The 18,653-nt window shown below is 49.9% G+C and carries 10 protein-coding genes, 1 tRNA gene, 2 rRNA genes and 1 riboswitch; of the genes, 7 read left to right on the forward strand and 6 right to left on the reverse strand.

Translation table 11 applies throughout. The annotated features are described in order from the left end of the window. Position 1 precedes the first annotated feature (1 nt). From GMA8713_RS02995 to GMA8713_RS03015, 5 genes are all read left to right on the forward strand, one after another. A complete protein-coding gene (locus GMA8713_RS02995; RefSeq protein ID WP_062705586.1) occupies positions 2-1,720 on the forward strand; it encodes an SLC13 family permease in 1,719 nt (572 codons plus the stop codon). Positions 1,721-1,729: 9 nt separating this feature from the next. After that, positions 1,730-3,043 (forward strand): oligosaccharide flippase family protein, encoded by a 1,314-nt coding sequence (locus GMA8713_RS03000; protein ID WP_062705589.1) that lies wholly within the window; start codon positions 1,730-1,732, stop codon positions 3,041-3,043. Between the two features lie 140 nt (positions 3,044-3,183). Next, the gene (gene galU / locus GMA8713_RS03005) at positions 3,184-4,050 is read left to right on the forward strand and encodes a UTP--glucose-1-phosphate uridylyltransferase GalU (RefSeq protein ID WP_062705591.1); all 867 of its coding nucleotides are present in this window, start codon (positions 3,184-3,186) and stop codon (positions 4,048-4,050) included. 160 nt (positions 4,051-4,210) lie between these two features. Beyond that, the gene (gene uvrA / locus GMA8713_RS03010) at positions 4,211-7,045 is read left to right on the forward strand and encodes an excinuclease ABC subunit UvrA (RefSeq protein WP_062705593.1); all 2,835 of its coding nucleotides are present in this window, start codon (positions 4,211-4,213) and stop codon (positions 7,043-7,045) included. Between the two features lie 35 nt (positions 7,046-7,080). Further along, positions 7,081-8,742, forward strand: a complete 1,662-nt coding sequence (locus tag GMA8713_RS03015; RefSeq protein WP_062705595.1) for a lipid A core--O-antigen ligase — start codon at positions 7,081-7,083, stop codon at positions 8,740-8,742. 50 nt (positions 8,743-8,792) lie between these two features. Here GMA8713_RS03015 and GMA8713_RS03020 read toward each other — a convergent pair whose 3' ends face one another. Next, positions 8,793-9,911 (reverse strand): pyridoxal-phosphate-dependent aminotransferase family protein, encoded by a 1,119-nt coding sequence (locus GMA8713_RS03020; protein WP_062705597.1) that lies wholly within the window; start codon positions 9,909-9,911, stop codon positions 8,793-8,795. A gap of 219 nt (positions 9,912-10,130) precedes the next feature. Further along, positions 10,131-10,306: riboswitch (Lysine riboswitch) on the forward strand. A gap of 102 nt (positions 10,307-10,408) precedes the next feature. Here GMA8713_RS03020 and lysC point away from each other — a divergent pair. Next, complete coding sequence (lysC, locus tag GMA8713_RS03025) at positions 10,409-11,758, forward strand: lysine-sensitive aspartokinase 3 (RefSeq protein ID WP_062705599.1); 1,350 nt, start codon at positions 10,409-10,411, stop codon at positions 11,756-11,758. 67 nt (positions 11,759-11,825) lie between these two features. On the opposite strand, the gene metH is transcribed toward lysC, so the two are convergent. After that, a complete protein-coding gene (gene metH, locus GMA8713_RS03030) occupies positions 11,826-15,500 on the reverse strand; it encodes a methionine synthase (protein WP_062705601.1) in 3,675 nt (1,224 codons plus the stop codon). 195 nt (positions 15,501-15,695) lie between these two features. On the opposite strand from metH, the gene GMA8713_RS03035 reads away from it, so the two are divergent. Next, complete coding sequence (locus GMA8713_RS03035) at positions 15,696-17,030, forward strand: cation:proton antiporter (protein WP_062705603.1); 1,335 nt, start codon at positions 15,696-15,698, stop codon at positions 17,028-17,030. A gap of 46 nt (positions 17,031-17,076) precedes the next feature. Here GMA8713_RS03035 and metA read toward each other — a convergent pair whose 3' ends face one another. The 4 genes from metA to rrf (GMA8713_RS03055) all read right to left on the reverse strand — a co-directional run bounded on the left by metA (position 17,077) and on the right by rrf (GMA8713_RS03055) (position 18,558). After that, entirely contained in the window at positions 17,077-18,030 is a 954-nt protein-coding gene (gene metA, locus GMA8713_RS03040; protein ID WP_062705605.1) for a homoserine O-acetyltransferase MetA, read from the reverse strand. 151 nt (positions 18,031-18,181) lie between these two features. Further along, positions 18,182-18,297 (reverse strand): 5S ribosomal RNA (gene rrf, locus GMA8713_RS03045). Between the two features lie 14 nt (positions 18,298-18,311). Next, a tRNA-Thr gene (locus GMA8713_RS03050) sits at positions 18,312-18,387 on the reverse strand. A 55-nt stretch (positions 18,388-18,442) separates the two neighbouring features. Continuing rightward, positions 18,443-18,558, reverse strand: a 5S ribosomal RNA gene (rrf, locus tag GMA8713_RS03055). Positions 18,559-18,653: the final 95 nt, after the last annotated feature.

The following is an 18,653-nucleotide window of genomic DNA, read 5'->3' on the forward strand; positions in this document are numbered from 1 at the left end:
AATGTTGGTGGTAGCACTTTTGATCGCAGGACTGCTAATCACACTCCTGCTGACCAACCTGCGTCCAGCTCTGGTGTTTGGTGGTGTGTTTACTGCACTCTTACTGCTCGATATCGTGCCTGCTATCCAGCTTTTCAACAACTTCACCAACACCGCCCTGATCACTCTGGTATTGCTGGTGATGGTCTCAGTGATACTCGAGCGCACACCGCTTATCAGTACGCTTGGTCGCTGGTGTACCAGTGGTAGTTTGAGGAAAGTCGCATTCCAAACCACGCTTTCCGCGGGTTTGCTTTCTGCTGTTATCAATAATACGGCCGTGGTCTCTACCCTGATGCGAATTATGACGAGAAGCGCGTATCCGGCCAGCAAACTTCTTATTCCACTTTCTTATGCTGCTATTTTAGGTGGCACCATGACCTTAATTGGCACTTCCACTAACCTGTTGGTGAATGGTTTTACCCTCAATGCCGGATTACCGGGTATTGGCTTTTTCGACTTCACATTGATTGGCTTACCCTTATTTCTCCTTGGTGTCATGGTGATAACCCTGATCTCCATCAAGCTGTTGCCAAGCCGGAGCGGCAATGAGGACGAAGCCTCCCAGGCTTATCTTTTAGAATCCCAGCTCGATGAAAACTCACCACTTGCTGGCCAAAGCGTCGGTCAAAGCGGACTTCGCCATCTGGAGCGATTGTTCCTTGTCGAGATAGTACGACGAGAACACATCATTTCACCGGTGTCTCCCTCTGAACATCTGCAAGGTGGCGACATCTTGGTTTTCTCCGGCGATCTTGAGGCGACCGCGTTACTAGATAAGTTCAAGGGACTATCGCTGAAAACGCAGGGCGAACAGCTTCCCTCTGACAACCTCGTCAGTGTGGTGGTCACTCCAAATGCAGTCATCTCTGGAAAAACAATAAAGTCCCTCAATTTTCGGGCTCAATTCGGTGCAGCCGTGGTCGCCGTCAAGCGTGGTGAGGTCCAAATGAGTGGCGGTTTAGGTCAAATAAAACTCCAAGGTGGCGATTTCTTGGTTTTGGCTGTCGGTGAAGATTTTTTCACGCAGGGAAACCTGGCTCAGAATTTTATCCTTGTGGGGCAACAGGAAAACAATGCTCTGCTCTCGCACTCTCAGTCCCTTCTTTTCAGTGTCGGCGCAATTACCGCGCTTGTGGCTAGCTTTATGGACTGGCTACCACTCTACAAGGGCTTGATTCTGCTGCTGGCCATTGCTGTGGGAACGCGTCTGGTGTCTATTCATGACTTAAGACGTCGCTTCCCGTTTGAGCTGGTTCTGGTGATTGGTTCAGCCTTGGGTTTAGCGCAAGCTATTTCCCTGACAGGGCTTGCAGATACGCTTGCAAACTTCATTATGAACATCGGACAGGCAGGCGGCGCTTTCGGGGCATTGGTCATTTTGTATCTTGCCACCTGGTTGATGACCGAGCTTATCACCAATAATGCCGCTGCAGCGATAAGCTTTCCGGTTGGCTTGGCAATTGCCGCTCAATATCAAATTGATCCTATGCCATTTATCATGACCGTAGCCTTTGCAGCCAGCTCCAGTTTTCTCTCCCCTTTTGGTTATCAAACCAACCTGATGGTTTATACCGCAGGTCGTTATGTGCCGAGAGACTACCTCAAAGCAGGGCTGCCTTTGAGTCTGGTTTATGGTGTGCTTGTGCTTTCTCTTGTTCCTTTCGTCTTTCCCTGGTAAGGCCGTTCCATGATTTCTCAACTTGTTCACCGAATTCAATCCATGGAACCTGCCCGCCGCCAGTTTCTGTTTCACGCAGCCCTTGCAGCCATCTTCCGGGTTCTCTCTGCTGCTGCGGCGTTTTTGCTTAGCGTGGTTGCCGCACAGGTACTTGGCGCAGAACAATCAGGCCTGTTTTTCCTTGGTATGAGTCTTGCGATTTTGCTGGGCACTCTCTGCCTGATCGGGATGGAAAACGCTCTTCTGCGGTTTATTGGACTGGCTGGAGAACAGGAAAATGCGAACTTAACCAATCAAGTCTTCACCAATGCACTGTTTGCAGTATTCCCCTTGTCGGCGATGGTCGGTGGAGTGACCTGTTTGGCTGCACCTTGGCTAGCAATCCATGTGTTTAGTAAACCCGAAGCGACAGAAAGCCTGAGATATTTTTCTCTGGCGATACCGTTTGTCAGCCTGTTCTTTCTTAACGGCTATGCGCTTCAAGCAACGCGCAAAGTCATTGCCTCTGTCTGCTCCATGCAACTTGGTGTGACGGTCCTTGCACTACCCGCTCTCTTGCTGCTCGCCCATTATCAGCCCAATCCAATGGCAAGCACAGCATCTGTGCTTTATGTCATTGCCTCCGGGCTAGTGGTGTTAAGTGGTATGTGGCTATGGTTTCGAGTGCCGACACATCACCTCGATACCAGTGACCGCAAGATGCCAGCACTTTGGAAATCTGTGCCTAACCTTTGGTTGATTTCGGCCACCAGTCAGGCAATCCCTTGGGCGTCGGTGGTGTTTGTAGGTCTGTTTGTGACCTCTGAGGAAGTCGCCTATTTTTCTGCAGCTCAACGAACGTCCCTCCTCATCAGCTTTATGTTGATGGTCATTAATTTCGTCGCTGCTCCGAGGTTCTCGGCACTATTCAAAGCAGATAAGCTCGACGAGCTGAAACGTTTGGCTCAATTTTCTACTCGTCTGGTGGTAGTGTTTTCTATCCCGGTGTTGACGGTTGTTCTCATCTGGCCGGATACCATCATGGCACTGTTCGGTAAAGAGTTTTCACAATCAGGTCAACTTCTGGTTATTCTGGCCGTTGGCCAGACCATCAATGTGATGACTGGATCTGTCGGATTTCTTCTCACCATGTGTGGCTATGAAAGAGACTTGCGTAATATCACTCTATTTGCAGGGGCTATCACCGTGACTTTGATACTGGTATTTACGTCAATATGGGGAATCATTGGCGCAGCGGTGGCCGTCAGTATAGGAGTGAGCACACAGAACATTCTGGCTGTGCGTAAGGTCGAAAAACGACTCGGCTTTTGGCCTATCGGATAACCCTATCTTGTTGAAGACTCGCTCTGCACGCTTAATCAAACAATGAGACAAATTGTAACTGATTAATGTTAACATCCCTGCCGCCTAAATTTTTTAACTTTCCGACCAAATTGTTGGATGAAATGTTTTAAGGACAACCTATGATTAAGAAGTGCCTATTTCCTGCTGCTGGCTACGGTACCCGTTTTCTGCCTGCCACCAAGTCGATGCCAAAAGAAATGATGCCTATCGTTAACAAGCCACTGATCGAATACGGCGTAGACGAAGCCATTGAGGCAGGCATCACTGGTATGTGTATCGTGACCGGTCGTGGTAAACACAGCCTGATGGATCACTTTGACAAAAACTACGAGTTGGAGCATCAAATTAGCGGCACCAATAAAGAAGCGCTGCTAGAAGATATTCGCGCCACCATCGATGCTGCGTCATTCACTTACATCCGCCAGAAAGAAATGAAAGGCCTGGGTCATGCTATCCTGACTGGTCGTGAGCTTGTAGGTGATGAAGCGTTTGCCGTTGTGCTGGCAGATGACCTTTGTTTGAACTTGGAAGATGGTGTTCTTTCCCAGATGGTTGCGTTGTACAAGCAGTTCCGCTGCTCAATCGTCGCGGTAGAAGAAGTGCCGGAAGATGAAACCCACAAATACGGTGTAATTTCCGGTGAAGAGATGCGTGATAACCTTTACCGCGTTGACAACATGGTGGAAAAACCAGAGCAAGGCACCGCACCAAGTAACCTAGCGATCATCGGCCGCTACATCCTGACGCCGGATATTTTCGATATCCTTGAGAAAACAGAACCAGGCAAAAACGGAGAAATCCAAATCACCGATGCCCTGCTGAAACAAGCGCAAAGCGGCTGCGTTCTGGCGTACAAATTCAAAGGCGAACGCTTTGACTGTGGAAGCGTAGAAGGTTTCATCCAAGCAACTAACTACTGCTACGAAAATATCTACCTGAAGTCAGATGCGCCGAACCAACCTCAAAAAACGGTAAAAACAGGCTGATCGATTCGGGTTGAACCACCGTTAAAATGACATGTCGCAACACTGAAGAAGGCTGTATGTTTATACAGCCTTCTTCTTTTTCATTACGCGATAATGTGGGATACTTCCACACTCGTTTTTTCTTTAGGCTTCAAGCCTCAGAGCTAAGGGCAAGGTAGACATGGATACGATAGACGTCAGAGGGGCGCGCACCCATAACCTGAAAAACATTAACCTGACGATCCCACGCGATAAGATGATAGTGATCACGGGCCTTTCAGGCTCAGGCAAGTCATCACTGGCGTTTGACACTCTGTACGCAGAAGGTCAACGCCGCTATGTAGAATCACTGTCTGCCTATGCACGCCAGTTCCTTTCCCTGATGGAAAAGCCAGACGTCGACCATATTGAAGGCTTGTCACCTGCTATCTCCATCGAGCAAAAATCGACGTCCCACAACCCACGTTCAACTGTCGGCACTATCACAGAAGTTTACGACTACCTGCGTCTTTTATACGCGCGTGTGGGTGACCCGCGCTGTCCGATACACAATGTGACGCTGGAAGCACAGACCGTGAGCCAGATGGTCGACAAGGTGCTGGAACTTGAAGAAGGCAGCAAGATGATGCTACTGGCCCCTATCGTTAAGGAACGTAAGGGAGAGCACGTCAAAACACTGGAAAACTTGGTCGCCCACGGTTTTATCCGCGCGCGTATTGATGGCGAAGTGTGTGACCTTTCTGATCCGCCGACGCTGGAGCTTCACAAAAAGCACACCATTGAAGTGGTCGTAGACCGCTTCAAAGTACGCGACGATCTGCAGCAACGCCTTGCTGAATCTTTCGAAACAGCCATTGAACTGACAGGCGGCACGGCCGTGGTCAGCTTTATGGATGGTGACGGTGATGATCTCATCTTCTCGGCCAACTTCGCTTGCCCGCATTGCGGATACAGCATGCAAGAGCTTGAGCCTCGCCTATTTTCCTTCAATAACCCAGCAGGTGCCTGCGCAACCTGTGATGGTCTCGGCGTACAGCAGTATTTTGATGAAAACCGCGTGGTTCAGAATGAAGCTGTCAGTCTTGCTGGTGGTGCCATCCGTGGATGGGACCGCCGAAATTTCTACTACTTCCAGATGCTGAGCTCTCTGGCCGATCACTACGAATTCGACATTGAAACTCCGTGGCAGAATTTACCGAAAACCATCCAAAACGTGGTTCTGAACGGCTCTGGAAATACCGAAATTGCCTTTAAGTACGTGAACGATCGTGGTGACATCACCGTGCGTAAGCATCCGTTCGAAGGTATTTTAAACAACCTCAACCGCCGCTACCGCGATACGGAGTCCATGGCTGTTCGCGAAGAGCTGGCGAAGTACATCGCCAACAAACCTTGTTCAAGCTGCGGCGGTTCACGCCTTCGTGAAGAAGCTCGCCATGTCTTTGTGGGTGACACCAACCTCCCTGCCGTGTGTGAAATGAGCATTCATGAAGCACTGACCTTCTTTGCAGGTTTGGAGCTGACAGGCCAACGCGCACAGATCGCCGATAAGGTACTCAAAGAGATCCATGACCGCCTGAGTTTTCTGGTCAACGTCGGTCTTAACTATCTCAACCTGTCACGCAGCGCCGACACTCTTTCAGGCGGTGAAGCGCAGCGTATTCGTCTGGCAAGCCAGATTGGAGCGGGTCTGGTCGGCGTGATGTACGTGTTAGACGAACCGTCCATCGGTCTCCACCAGCGTGACAACGAACGCCTTCTCGCCACTTTGGAGCACCTTCGTAATCTGGGTAATACCGTACTGGTGGTTGAGCATGATGAAGATGCCATCCGCGCGGCAGACTACATCATAGATATCGGCCCAGGTGCCGGTGTACATGGCGGTCACATAGTAGCTGAAGGTACGTATGAAGAAATCATCAAGAATGAAAACTCGCTGACAGGCCAATACCTCAGCGGGAAAAAAGCGATTGAAGTCCCCGCCAAGCGTTTTACCTACGATAAGAAGAAAGTCGTGAAGCTAAAAGGCGCTACCGGGAACAACCTGCAAAACGTCAATCTGACGCTTCCGGTCGGTCTATTTACCTGTGTCACAGGCGTATCCGGTTCGGGTAAATCGACCCTTATCAACGACACCTTTTACAAAATTGCCCACCAGAGACTGAATGGTGCAACCACCGGTGAGCCTTCGCCTTTCAAGGACATTGATGGTCTGGGTCACTTCGATAAAGTCATAGATATAGACCAGAGCCCGATTGGACGCACCCCACGCTCCAATCCAGCAACCTACACTGGCATTTTCACGCCAATCCGTGAACTGTTTGCCGGTACTCAGGAGGCCCGGTCACGCGGATACAAAGTCGGGCGATTCAGCTTTAACGTGAAAGGCGGCCGCTGTGAAGCCTGTCAGGGCGACGGCGTTATCAAAGTGGAAATGCACTTCCTCCCGGATGTTTACGTACCGTGCGACGTGTGCAAAGGTAAGAGATATAACCGTGAAACCTTGGAGATCCGCTATAAAGGCAAAACCATTGATGAAGTCCTTGAGATGACAGTGGAAGATGCCCGCGAGTTCTTCGATGCCGTACCAGCCATTGCGCGTAAGCTGCAAACCCTGATGGATGTAGGCCTGTCTTACATCCGCCTAGGACAGGCGGCTACGACGCTGTCTGGTGGTGAAGCGCAACGAGTCAAGCTGGCGCGTGAGCTTTCCAAGCGTGATACCGGCAAGACGCTGTATATTCTGGATGAGCCAACCACGGGCCTACACTTCCACGATATCCAGCAATTACTGACAGTGCTGCATCGACTGCGTGATCACGGTAATACCATTGTGGTGATTGAACATAATCTGGACGTGATAAAGACCGCGGACTGGATTGTCGACCTGGGCCCCGAAGGTGGCAGTGGCGGGGGCATGATCATCGCCGAAGGTACACCGGAAGATGTGGCTCTGGTTAAAGGTTCGCACACAGCGAGGTTCTTGAAACCTTTGCTCAAACAAAAAGCATCATAGGGCGGATGCTGGCATGAGCCAGTGAAAAACAATCTATGCAAACAATGCGATTTCAAAACCTCTGGCCATCAAAAGTGGCCAGAAAACCTTTGGTTAAGCCAGTGCTAATCGCGCTGACTGTGCTGTTTTTATTCTGCTTACCTCTTAACCAAATCCCGCTCGCTTTCTCCGGTGTTCAACATCCAGCTACAGCCTTAACGCTCTTGTTAGCGGTTGCCATCGTTTGCTTTGGGGTTTGGGAAGCGGCAAGACAAGGCCGTTTCAGTCAAACGATCATGACTGGATGGCTAGCGCTGAGCGCGAGTTTCGCCCTGATACCGTCATTTTATCTTCACGCCGACTGGCATTCGGCTGCATGGCAGGGGTTCAGCGTTCTGTTGTCCTTACTGCTTTTCTGTACCTTGCAGCAGTTCAGCTTTAACCATCTTCAACGGCAATATCTCCTCTGGTTACCGCTTTTAAGCGGCTGGCTGCTCGCTATTCCTTTGTTACTACCTAATATCAGCGAGATATCGTCATCAAGCCTTCCAGACTTCAAAAGCAACAGTGATGTACTGGGCATCGTCCTACTGACATCTTTGATGCTGTCAGCTTACTTGCTCGCGCGGACTAAAGCGTACAAGCGTAACTGGGTGCCCGTCCATGCCTTATTACTTGCGACGCCACTGCTCACCATTCCAGCTCTCACGGCATTGAAATCGCCTTGGCTAATCACCGTGATTTTAGTGTTGGTGATTTTCAGTCAGCCATTCTTATTCCGTTTCAGCCAAAAAAGACACCATGGTCTTTGGAATTTCGCGGTATTGGTGGGCTTTGCTATCGCTTGGAAGTTTGGAAGTGTTCCTCAATCGGCACTTTTTGCAGCCCGTTATTCAGCCAAGGAGTTAGAGGTGCTGTCGCAGGCGTGGGCATTACTGGGACAGGCTCAGTTTGAAGGTATAGGTCTGGGGCAGCTCGATAGAGCACAGCTGTTGTTTGGCGTTGAGCAAAGCCATGTTCTGCCGCTTCAGCAAATGTATCCCAGTTGGCTGCTCGCAAATTTAATTCAGGGCGGCATTGCCTACTGGGCGAGTTTTGGCCTGCTCTTCATACTGGTAATTCGCAAGTTGGTGGAGGCGCCGAGTGGCACCCGCTTGATGCTGCTTGCGATCATTATGCCATCCCTCATTGGCATGGCAATGACAGACTACATTGAGACTAACCTGGCACTTGGTATGCTGTTTGTGGTGCTGCTTTACTGGATAGATAATCTTACCGCAAGATACCGACGCATACTTTTGCCATACCCACGGACGATGAAAATCACCGCTAATACAGTGCTGACTGCCACGCTGGTATTGGTGTTGTCTTCAATCTATCTTGGCGAGCAGGCGCTTCGCACCTATCAAATACGCGACAGTAAGCTGACTCAGTATCAAACCCACCCTTGGTGGAATGACTTCTACCAGCAAGTGGCGGGAAAACGGAAGTTTCTGGAAAGTGTTGAAAGCAGGGATTTACGCGCGCAGGAGTTGTACCTGCGGGAGCAAATTTCCCGACTGGAAACTTCTCCGAATGCTGACGGCTATCAATCGCTGATTGAGCTGGCGATGCTCACCGGGCATAAAACGGTCGCCAAACAGTTGAAGGATGAGGCATCGCTGCTTTTCCCGTACCGAACGTTTCAGCCTGACTTTTCTGAGCTTCCAGCGGAATAAAACAAAAAACGCCCCGCATTCATGCAGGGCGTTTTTCTGTAAGGCCTTGATTAGCCAAGCACATCCTTTAGTGCCTTCGCACATAAAGCTACGTTTTCGCGTTTGGCCGCGTAACCCATCAAACCGATACGCCAAGCTTTACCTGCCAGTGCTCCCAGACCCGCACCAATTTCCAGATTGTAGTCATTAAGAAGTTTCGCACGCACCGCAGCATCGTCGACGCCTTCAGGTACTGCTACGGCATTCAATTGCGGCAGGCGATGGTCAGGTTCCACAAGGAAGTTAACACCCAGTGCTTCCAGTTCTGCTTTGAGTAACTCGTGCATATCGCGGTGACGTTGCCATGCATTCTCCAAACCTTCTTCTTTCAGCATCAGCAAAGACTCATGCAAGGCGTAAAGGCTGTTCACTGGCGCAGTGTGGTGATAGCTACGCTTGCCTTCACCACTCCAATAACCAAGCACCAGGCTTTGATCAAGGAACCAACTCTGCACCTTACCCGTGCGCTGCTGCATTTTTTCTACCGCACGCGGAGAGAAGGTCACAGGCGATAAACCTGGTACACAAGACAAACATTTCTGGCTACCAGAATACACAGCGTCCAGTTGCCACTCATCGACCAGCAGCGGCACCCCACCAAGTGAGGTCACGGCATCGACAATCGTTAGACAGTCGTGCTCACGCGCCAGTGCCGAGAGAGTCTTCGCATCGCTGAGTGCGCCGGTCGATGTTTCTGCGTGTACAAACGCCACCACCGATGCTTCTGGGTTCGCTTTTAAAGCCGCCTCCACTTTTGCCGGATCAACAGGTTTGCCCCACTCGTCATCAACCATCACTGCCGTCGCACCGCAACGTTCTACGTTTTCACGCATACGCTCGCCAAATACGCCGTTTCGACAAACTATCACCGTATCGCCCGGCTCAATCAGGTTAACGAAACAGGTCTCCATGCCTGCACTACCTGGGGCTGACACTGCAATAGTGAACGCGTTTTCAGTCTGAAATGCGTACTGAAGCAATGCTTTGACTTCATCCATCATCCCTACAAACAGAGGGTCGAGGTGGCCAATTGTTGGCTGGGCCAGCGCTTGCAATACACGTGGTGAAACATCGGAGGGACCTGGGCCCATCAGAGTACGTTGTGGTGGGATAAAGCGTGAAATGGTCATTATTTGCTCTCCATATGCCTTTTGTTCCTTGGGTCTATTTACCCTACCACCGGATAGGGCTGGCTAAAATCTCAACGTTAAATAAACCCAAGCATCATCAAGCAAAAGTCCTTCACTGCCACGAAAAGCAATGTCGCAAACTCAAACAAACGTTGACAATAACATTACAAACATTTATCAATAGAGGGCAATTTTTGCTCGGCACCATTTGTGCTCTGCAGAGACAGAAGAGGCGCGTCTACCAGGTAGTCGAATTGCGGAGCCCCAACTCCAATGCAATCCGATGAGGGGGTAAGACGCCGAGGCAATACCAGACCTTGGGGGCTGGGTTGTCGGTCTAGAAGGTTGAATCCTTCGGATTGTCATCTCAACGGAGATGGAGCGCTTCTGGAGAAATACCCTTTCTTCCTGCCCGCTCGTACCCTCTATCTGTCTCCCAACTTATTACTTTGTTTATTCAGGATTACTCCATTCGCGATTATGGGAGGTGAAGGGAAGTGAACGCATTAAATGTCGCAAAATTTGGCGGCACGAGTGTAGCCGACTACACAGCTATGTCTAACTGTGCATCGGTGATTAAAGGGAATTTGAACACTCGACTGGTAGTGATTAGCGCTTGTTCTGGCGTGACAAATCTACTGGTTGAACTGGCAAATGGTGTTGCCAATGACAGGCAGCAGGAAGTGCTGACAAAACTGCACGATATTCATTTCAGCATTCTGAAACAACTCCCGGAAGCGCCGGAAGTTGCCTCAGCTGTGAATGCAATTCTCGATGAAGTAGCGACACTCTCTGCGGCGGCAGAAACTTCTCCTTCAGATAAAATTACTGACGCCCTCGTCGCTTGTGGCGAGTTGATGTCGACCCATATTTTTACCCACCTTTTGAACGACAAAGGTATCAATGCTGTTCGTGCAGATGTCCGTGATGTGCTGAAAACCGACAACGTGTTTGGTAAAGCAACCCCAGATTTGATTGAAACAGCGCACCACGCTGAAACCGTGCTCACACCATTGTTTGAAGACAAAGTTGTTGTGACGCAGGGCTTTATCGGCTCTGACGCGCAAGGCAATACCACCACGCTGGGTCGTGGCGGCAGTGATTACAGTGCAGCGCTTCTGGCAGAAGCGGTAAAAGCGACGTCACTGGAGATCTGGACCGACGTTCCGGGTATCTACAGTACTGACCCTCGCGTCGCCCCGGCTGCCAGCCCTATCGATGAAATCAGCTTCAGTGAAGCGTCAGAGATGGCAAACTTCGGCGCGAAAATCCTGCATCCGGCGACACTTATTCCGGCGATGCGTCAGGACATCCCTGTGTTCGTAGGCTCATCTAAAGCGCCTGAACAAGGCGGTACCTGGATTCGTCATCAGGCAGAGAAGTCTCCGCTTTTCCGCGCGCTGGCACTGCGTTGCAACCAGACCATGGTAACGCTCACCAGTCTGAATATGTTCCATGCTTATGGCTTTCTGGCGGAAGTGTTCAACATTCTGGCAAAGCACAAAGTGTCGGTCGATCTCATCACCACGTCGGAAGTCAGTGTTTCTCTGACACTGGATCAAACTAACACCAAAGGTGGTGCGCCTAAATTGCCTGAAGCGGCAGAGCAGGAACTGGCCGCGCTTTGTAAGGTAACCGTCGAGCAAGACATGTGTCTGGTCGCGCTCATTGGTAACCATATGAGCGAATCAAAAGGGGCAGCCGCCAAAATCTTCAGTGCGCTGGAAGACTACAATCTGCGTATGATTTGCTATGGCGCAAGTAACCACAACCTTTGCTTCCTGACCAGCACGTCAGAGTCCAAAGAAGTTGTGCGCGCGCTGCACAAAGAGTTGTTCGAAGATTAATGTCTTCTTCTGTGAATACAAAAATGGCGCTCTGAGAGCGCCATTTTTGTATTCATCGTCAAAGTGACTAGCCGTTAAGATTTGGCCCCAACCATTTCTCCGCTTCGATCAAATCCCAGCCCTTGCGATCAGCATAGCTGTCACGCTGATCTTCCTGGATCTGCGCCACAGCAAAGTAGCGTGAATCAGGGTGCGAGAAGTACCAGCCAGATACCGATGCACCCGGCCACATGGCGTAACTGGTGGTCAGCGACATACCGATGGTCTCTTCCACATTGAGAAGCTCCCACAAGGAGCCTTTCTCCGTGTGTTCAGGACAGGCCGGATAGCCCGGAGCGGGACGGATACCCTGATATTTCTCACGGATCAGATCATCGTTCGACAGGTTCTCGTCCGCAGCGTAACCCCAAATTTCCTTACGGACATGCGCATGCAGATATTCCGCAAACGCTTCAGCCAAACGGTCTGCCACCGCCTGAATCATGATGGCGTTATAGTCATCGCCTTGCGCTTTGTATTCGTCTGCTAATTCGCGCTCACCAATACCGCCTGTCACAGCAAACGCGCCAATCCAATCCTTCTTACCGCTCTCTTTTGGCGCAATGTAGTCAGATAGACAATAGTTGAAGCCTTTCGGTTTCTCCGTTTGCTGACGAAGGTTATGCAGCACCTTGGCAACCTCGGTACGTGATTCATCGGTGTAGACTTCAATGTCATCACCCACACTTGCTGCCGGGAACAGGGCACACATACCACTGGCTTTCATCAGGCCTTCGCGTTCAACGCGATCCAGCAGATCGTTAGCATCTTTGAACAAGCGCTTCGCTTCTTCCCCAACTTCTTCGTGCTCAAGAATGGTCGGGTACTTACCCACCAATGACCAGGTCATAAAGAATGGTGTCCAGTCGATGTAGTTACGAAGAGTCGCCACATCAAAGTCTTCAAACACATGGACACCCGGTTTCGCTGGCGCTGGCGGTGTATAGCTTTCCCAGTCGATAGCGACTTTGTTCTCACGTGCCTTTTCAAGCGTCACTGGCTTAGTGCGCGGACGCTTGCGTGCATGCTGCTCACGCACCACTTCGTAATCAGCTTGAAGCTTCTCAACAAATGCAGGCTTGAGTTTCTCAGACAACAGCGACGAACACACACCCACCGCGCGTGATGCATTGTTCACATACACCACGGGTTGATTGTAGTTTTGCTCAATCTTCACCGCCGTATGGGCTTTGGAGGTCGTTGCACCACCAATCAACAGCGGCAAGTCGAAGCCCAGACGCTCCATCTCTTTCGCGACATGAACCATTTCATCGAGCGATGGCGTGATAAGACCGGACAAACCAATGATATCGACGTTCTCTTCTTTGGCGACTTTGAGAATTTTCTCGCAAGGCACCATCACACCGAGGTCAATGATTTCGTAGTTATTACATTGCAGTACAACACCAACGATGTTCTTACCGATATCGTGAACATCACCTTTTACTGTTGCCAGCAGGATCTTACCGTTGGTGGAGCCTGCCTGTTTTTCAGCATTGATAAAAGGCTCAAGGTGCGCCACCGCCTGTTTCATTACGCGGGCTGATTTCACGACCTGAGGCAGGAACATTTTACCCTCACCGAAGAGATCGCCGACGACATTCATACCGTCCATCAGTGGCCCTTCAATCACTTCAAGCGGCTTAGATGCATTAACACGGGCTTCTTCTGTGTCTTCCACGATGAACTCGGTAATACCTTTCACCAGGGCATGCTCAAGACGTTTCTCTACCGCCCAGGTTCGCCACTCCAGCGCAGAAGCATCTTCTTCTTTGCCGACGCCTTTATTCGCGTATTCCGCTGCGATATCCAGAAGGCGCTCTGTACTGTCATCACGACGGTTCAGTACCACGTCTTCCACTGCTTCACGCAGTTTCTCGGGGACGTTATCGTAGATCTCAAGCTGGCCGGCATTCACGATGCCCATGTCCATACCGTTCTTGAAACAGTGATAAAGGAACACAGCGTGGATAGCTTCGCGGACATAGTTGTTGCCGCGGAACGAGAAGGAGACGTTCGACACACCGCCTGAAATCATCGCATACGGTAAGTCGCGCTTAATGTCTGCTACCGCATCGATAAAGTCGACGGCGTAGTTGTTGTGCTCTTCAATACCGGTTGCAACAGCAAAGATGTTCGGGTCAAAGATGATGTCTTCTGGCGGGAAGCCAACTTCGTCCACCAGAATGCGGTAGGCATTGGTACAGATTTCGAGTTTGCGCTCACGGGTCTCTGCCTGACCGACTGCATCGAAGGCCATTACAATAACGGCCGCACCATAGCGACGAATCAGCTTCGCCTGCTCAACGAATTTCTCTTTACCTTCTTTGAGCGAGATGGAGTTAACGATGCCCTTACCCTGAATACACTTCAGGCCAGCTTCAATCACTTCCCACTTGGAAGAGTCGACCATGATCGGCACTTTGGAAATCTCAGGCTCAGAGGCACAAAGATTCAGGAAACGCACCATACAGGCTTCCGCATCCAACATGCCTTCATCCATGTTGATATCGATGATCTGGGCGCCGTTTTCTACCTGCTGGCGTGCCACTTCCAACGCTTCATCGTACTGCTCTTCTTTGATCAAACGCTTGAAGCGGGCAGAACCTGTGACATTGGTACGCTCACCAACGTTGATGAACAGGGTTTCTTTCTCAATGGTCAGTGGCTCGAGGCCTGACAGGCGACAAGCCACCTGAAGATCCGGTAATGCACGGGGCTTAACCGTCTTGGTCGCCTCATACATGTGGCGAATGTGCTCTGGTGTCGTACCACAACAACCACCAATCAGGTTCAGGAAGCCACTCTCTGCCCATTCTTTTACATGAACGGCCATGTCTTCCGGCGACAGGTCGTATTCACCGAAGGCATTAGGAAGACCTGCATTCGGGTGAGCAGAAACAAAGGTTTCGGAGATACGCGACAACTCTTCCACATAAGGACGCAGCTCATCTGGCCCCAACGCACAGTTCAGACCAAAGGAAATCGGTTTGACGTGACGTAGAGAGTTATAAAAAGCCTCTGTTGTCTGGCCCGACAGGGTACGGCCTGATGCGTCCGTAATCGTGCCAGAAATCATCACTGGCAGTTGGATGTCCATCTCTTCGAAAACGGTCTCGACCGAAAAGGCACAGGCTTTGGCATTCAGGGTATCGAAGATGGTTTCAATCAGGATCAGGTCAGAGCCGCCATTGATAAGCGCTCGGGTCGACTCAGAGTAAGCAGTTACCAGCTCATCAAAGCTGACGTTACGATAACCGGGATCGTTAACATCGGGAGAAATCGAACAGGTGCGGTTTGTTGGGCCCAGTACGCCAGCAACAAAACGTGGCTTATCCGGATTTTTCGCTGTCCACTCATCTGCCACTTCGCGCGCCAATTTGGCCGCGGCAAAGTTAATTTCCTCGCTCAGACTTTCCATTTCATAGTCAGCCATGGCGATGGTGGTCGCGTTGAAGGTATTGGTTTCGAGGATATCCGCGCCTGCTTCAAGATACTCGGCGTGGATGTCTTTGATCATCTGAGGTTGCGTGAGAACCAATAGGTCATTGTTGCCCTTTAGATCGGAGTGCCAATCTGCAAAGCGCTGACCACGGTAATCATCTTCTTCGAGCTTGTAGCCCTGAATCATGGTGCCCATGCCACCATCAATGATCAGAATGCGTTCCGCTAACAGTTTTTCCAGTGTTTCCTTACTACTCACAACCGCAGATCCTTCTTATATTGCTGGCTACTCGCATAGTATCACAGTCCAAATGGAAATCTAGACGTCTAATTAGACTGCAACAATCCTTAACGTCTTAACTGATACACATTTGTTGTAGTTTTCTGCGCCACATGGATTTATATTTCGTTACAACTTTCCTGAATCCTAATCTCAGCTTAAACGGGGTCGTCAATGACCGTCTATACCACACTTTGTTTTCTTGCTGCTGCTGCCATGATAATTGCTTTCATCAATAGCAAAATTGGTCAAATGCAAACCACCATCGCGATCACTGCCGGCGCTCTTATCCTCTCTCTCGGTATTGTTATCTCAGGCCATAACAATTGGTTCGATTTAAAAGATCTCGCTGCCGAAACATTGAATGAAGTTCACTTTGATGACTTTCTACTTAAAGGCGTTTTAGGGTTCTTACTCTTTGCAGGCGGGCTTGGCGTGAAGCTGCCTAACCTAGAAGATCAAAAGTGGGAAATAACCGTACTCGCACTCGGTGCGACACTCTTTTCCACCTTCTTTATTGGTGGCGTAGCCTGGCTGTTTTTCCAGCTCATCGGCATTCCATTCGATTTTATCTATTGTCTGCTGTTCGGTGCTCTGATTTCTCCTACCGACCCTATCGCTGTCCTCGCCATTGTGAAAAAGCTCAATGCGCCAAAGCGTATCTCGACCCAGATTGAAGGAGAGTCATTATTCAATGATGGTTTTGGTTTGGTGATTTTTATCACTTTGTTCACTGTCGCTTTCGGCACTGAAACTCCAACCGTCATGGGGGTTGTAGAACTTTTCCTGCATGAAGCCATAGGTGGCATTGTGTATGGCTTCTTCCTTGGCTTACTTTTCCACTATCTGATTTGCCATACCGATGACCACTCGATGGAGCTATTGCTGACGTTAGGTATCCCAACTGCAGGCTATGTGTTTGCCAGCCTGATTGGTGTATCTGGACCTCTGGCAATGGTCGTGGCTGGTATCATGATTGGTAACTGGACGCGCTACATCGGCTTTTCAAAAGAAAGCGAAGATCACCTCGACCACTTCTGGGAGTTAGTCGATGAATTCCTCAATGGTGTTCTCTTCCTGCTGATTGGTCTGAGCATGCTGACTTTCAGCTTCCACAAGGAAGACTGGATTATCATGGCATTCGCTGTACCGATGGTGCTACTGTCGCGTTATCTCAGCATCCGCCTTTGCTACGTTGGCTTCAATCGCTACCGGAATTACAATCCTTACTCTGTAAGGATCCTAACTTGGGGAGGTCTGCGCGGCGGTCTCGCGATTGCCATGGCGATGGCAGTTCCTGCTGGCTACATGGTGTTGCCGGAGAAGAATATTGATGTGCGGGAAATTATTCTGGTGATGACTTATGCCGTGGTGGTCTTCTCTATCCTAGTTCAGGGTTCAACTATCACCAAAATGATCGAAAAATCAAAGGCAGCCGAACGGGATATGGAAATCAAACCCAGCAGCTATCAAATGACTGAGACTAAGACTGAAGTCATTCAGGATTAACCATCTCTATCAGAGACATAAAAGCCTGCGATTGCAGGCTTTTTTATCATTCATCGTCATCTTTGGTGAATGCTGACTCTGAGAAATGCTCAAGGTCGTATGGCGTTTGCTGGTAAACACAATAGTTCAGCCAGTTGGCAAAAAGCATGTGGCCGTGACTTCGCCAGCTTACATAGGGCTCTTGCGTTGGATCGTCATCCGGATAGTAATTAGATGGAACTGTCGGCTCCATACCTTCCCCTACATCTCGAACATATTCGTTGTGTAAGGTATGGGAGTCGTACTCTGGATGTCCGGTAACAAACACGTTTCGCTTGTCTTTAGTTGCTGCTAAATAAGTGCCAGCAGTCGCTGAGGTCGCAAGAATATCAAGGTCTGTATGCTCCCCTAAGAACTCAGGAGAAAAATCGGCATAGCGAGAATGAGGCGCAAGAAACGAGTCATCAAATCCACGAAGAATAGGGTTTTTAATGTGGTCTTTATTGACCTTGTGCCAATAAACGCCAGAGAGCTTCTCTCTGCGTGTTTTTTTCGGTAAGTCATACAGCAACTTCAAACCAGCCTGGGCGGCCCAACAAACGTAAAGTGTCGAGGTCACGTGATCTTTCGCCCAGGTCATGATGTCCTGCAAGTGCTCCCAATAAATCACGTCTTCAAACTGCACCAAGCCTAATGGTGCACCTGTTACGATCAATCCATCAAAGTTACGCCCACGGATACCCTGGAACTGCCTATAGAAGGTATCCAAGTGCTCGGTAGGAGTGTTCTTACTCGGTCTGTCATCAATACGCAGCAGCTCAACATCAACCTGAAGCGGGCTGTTAGAAAGCAAACGCATAAACTGCGTTTCTGTTTCAATCTTCTTGGGCATCAGATTAAGAAGAAGTACTTTCAGAGGACGGATGTTCTGGCTTTCCGCACGGGTCTCCGACATCACGAAGATGTTTTCCTGACGCAGAGTACTGGCCGCCGGTAACTGATCAGGAATTTTAATCGGCATCTTAAATCACTCCCTCGTTAAGATGTATAGACGTCTAGAATTCCATTAACCCTATAACATCCCCTTTAGGGGTTCAAGTACATTTGTGAGATTGATCAGGGGAACAGATATGAAAAAACCCGCAGCGTTTCCGCTACGGGTTTGAAAAGGCATCTGGCAATGTCCTACTCTCACATGGGGAGACCCCACACTACCATCGGCGCTGCAACGTTTCACTACTGAGTTCGGCATGGGATCAGGTGGGGCCATCGCGCTATGGTCGCCAGACAAATTTTAAATTCTGGTGCTGATACCCAGATTTGAACTGGGGACCTCACCCTTACCAAGGGTGTGCTCTACCAACTGAGCTATATCAGCAATTCTTATCCGCTTGAAGTCTTACAATGACTGCTTCATTTGGATTGAAATTCAAGCCTGGCGATGTCCTACTCTCACATGGGGAGACCCCACACTACCATCGGCGCTGTTACGTTTCACTACTGAGTTCGGCATGGAGTCAGGTGGGTCCATAACGCTATGGTCGCCAAGCAAATTCTGTGGCTTTATCCCGCTGGCTATAAAGCACGCTAGCGGCGTTACTTTGCTCCCTCACTCGGTCATGTACAGTCGTACACTCCCTCGTT

The sequence above is a fragment of the Grimontia marina genome (assembly GCF_900060185.1).
Lineage (GTDB): Bacteria > Pseudomonadota > Gammaproteobacteria > Enterobacterales > Vibrionaceae > Enterovibrio > Enterovibrio marinus.